This window comes from Actinosynnema sp., from assembly GCF_052038725.1.
This window is the reverse complement of record NZ_JBQGCX010001403.1, coordinates 1-2,463: the sequence shown is the minus strand read 5'-3', so window position 1 is coordinate 2,463 and position 2,463 is coordinate 1. Positions and strand designations below refer to the sequence as shown.

Here is a 2,463-nt window from a genome sequence, read left to right as displayed (position 1 = left end):
AACCTGCGGGGGGCGTTCTTCACGGACAACAACCTGGTGGCGGCGGGGGCGCTGCTGGTGGCGCTGCCGACGCTGGTGGTGTTCTTCGTGCTCCAGCGGCAGTTCGTGGGCGGGCTGACGCTGGGGGCGACGAAGGGGTAGCGAGGAGCAGCGGGGCGGCGTCGGGTCGTTCCCGGCGCCGCCCCGTTCCTCGTGGTCGTCTCAGACTCCCGCGTACCCCATGCCGTTGGTGGCGGGCGCCAGCGCAGGCCGTCCCGGCAGGTGCAGGGTGAACAGCGCGCCGCCCTCCGGGGCTCGCCCCGCGTAGACCGCGCCGCCGTGGCGTTCCGCCGCCTGCTTCACGATCGCCAGCCCCAGCCCCGACCCCGGCAGGGTGCGGGCCTCGGAGGAGCGGTAGAAGCGCTCGAACACGTGCGGCAGGTCCGCTTCCGCGACGCCGTGGCCCGAGTCCGCCACCTCGACGACCGCCGCGCCCTCCGCGACCTGCCGCAGCCTCAGCCGCACCACGCCGCCCTCGGTGTTGTCCTGGCTGAACTTCACCGCGTTGTCCAGCAGGTTCAGCACCGCCCGCTCCAGCGCGTTCGAGTCGCCCAGCAGCGACCACGGCTCCAGGCTCACGTCGAACGCCACGTCGGCGGGCGCGCGCCTGCGGGCGCGGTCCAGCGCGCGCTCGACCACCTCGACCAGGTCGACCGGTTCGTGCACGACCTGCGGCGCGTCCTCGCGGGCCAGCTCGACCAGGTCGCCGATCAGCGTGGTCAGCTCGTCCAGCTGGGCCCGCACGTCGTCGTTGATCTCCGCCTTGTCCTCGTCGGACAGCGTCGGCGACCCCGGCCGCTCGGACGCCAGCAGCAGCTCCAGGTTGGTGCGCATGGACGTCAGCGGCGTGCGCAGCTCGTGGCCCGCGTCCGCGACGAGCCTGCGCTGCCGCTCCTGCGACTCGGCCAGCGCCCCCAGCATCGCGTTGAACCGCTGGGTGAGCCTGGCCAGCTCGTCGTCGCCGGACACCGGGATCGGCCGCAGGTCGCCGGTCAGCGCGACCCGCTCGGTGGCCTCGGTGAGCCGCTGCACGGGCCGCAGGCCGGTGCGCGCCACCGCCGTCCCCGCCGCCGCCGCCGCGACCACGCCCAGGCCGCCGATCACGAACAGCACCAGGCTCAGCTTGCCCAGCGTGGTGTTCAGCGGCTTGATCGACTGGGCGAGGACCATCGCCTCGCCGTCGCCGTACGGCACCGTCAGCACCCGGTACTCGGTGCGCTTGTCGGTCCAGATGTGCTCCAGCAGCTCGCCGTTCGCCACCGCCAGGTCGTCCGAGTTGGTCGGCGGGGCGGTGGTGAACTTCGGGTACAGGATGCGCCCGGCCGAGTCCAGCTTGCCGATCTTGATGTCGCCGGCGGCGAGGAACGCGCCGGGCATCTCGCTGACCGTGTCGTTGACCCTGGGCGCGTTCACCGCCGCCTGCGCGCGCTGGCGCAGGTTCTCGTCGAACGAGGTGATCATGTTGTCGCGCACCGTCATGTACACGCTCAGCGACACCACGGCGACCGCGCCCGCCACGCACAGCGCGGCGAGCAGGGTCACGCGCGCGTGCAGCGAGGCGCGCTGGAACCGGGTGCCGCCGGGGGCGGTCACGGGGGCGTCTCCCTGAGCACGTAGCCGACGCCGCGCACCGTGTGCAGCAGCCGGGGCTCGCCGCCCGCCTCGGTCTTGCGCCGCAGGTAGCCGACGTACACCTCCAGCGCGTTCCCGGAGGTGGGGAAGTCGTAGCCCCACACGTCCTCCAGGATGCGGCCCCTGGTGAGCACCTGCTTGGGGTGCGCCAGGAACAGCTCCAGCAGCGCGAACTCGGTGCGGGTGAGGCTGATGGGCCGCTCGCCCCTGCGGACGTCCCTGGTGCCGGGGTCCAGCTCCAGGTCGGCGAAGCGCAGCAGGTTGGCGGTCTCCTCCACGTCGGTGGCGGTGCGCCGCAGCAGGGCGCGCAACCTGGCCAGCAGCTCCTCCAGCGCGAACGGCTTCGGCAGGTAGTCGTCGGCCCCCGCGTCCAGACCGGAGACCCGGTCGCTCACCGCGTCCCGCGCGGTGAGCACGAGTATGGGCAGGTCGTCGCCCGTGCTGCGCAACCTCCGGCAGACCTCCAGGCCGTCGAGCCTGGGCATCATCACGTCCAGGACCATGGCGTCCGGGCGCTGCGACAGGACCGACTCCAGTGCCTGCTGGCCGTCACCGGCGAGGTCCACCTGGTAGCCGTTGAACTGCAGTGAGCGGCGGAGCGACTCACGCACGGCCCTGTCGTCGTCGACAACGAGGATGCGCATGTCGTCAGTCTCGCCGCTGGTCCTGAGAGCCGCCTGAGAAGCGGGTGTGAGGAGACCGTCAAGTTCCGCGGGCCGGGGGGCGGCCGATCGGTCAGAAGTAGTCGCCGAGCCTGGGCACGCCGGTCGACGCGGTGAGCCGGTCGAGCAG

2 protein-coding genes are annotated in these 2,463 nt (G+C 72.7%); both read right to left on the bottom strand.

All coding sequences use genetic code 11. The features are described from left to right. Positions 1–201 precede the first annotated feature (201 nt). Complete coding sequence (locus ACTUAL_RS29675; RefSeq protein WP_096491408.1) at positions 202–1,632, bottom strand: sensor histidine kinase; 1,431 nt, start codon at positions 1,630–1,632, stop codon at positions 202–204. Beyond that, on the bottom strand, positions 1,629–2,315 hold the full coding sequence (locus ACTUAL_RS29670; protein ID WP_096491407.1) for a response regulator transcription factor: 687 nt from the start codon (positions 2,313–2,315) through the stop codon (positions 1,629–1,631). The genes ACTUAL_RS29675 and ACTUAL_RS29670 overlap by 4 nt, the downstream gene beginning before the upstream one ends. Positions 2,316–2,463: the final 148 nt, after the last annotated feature.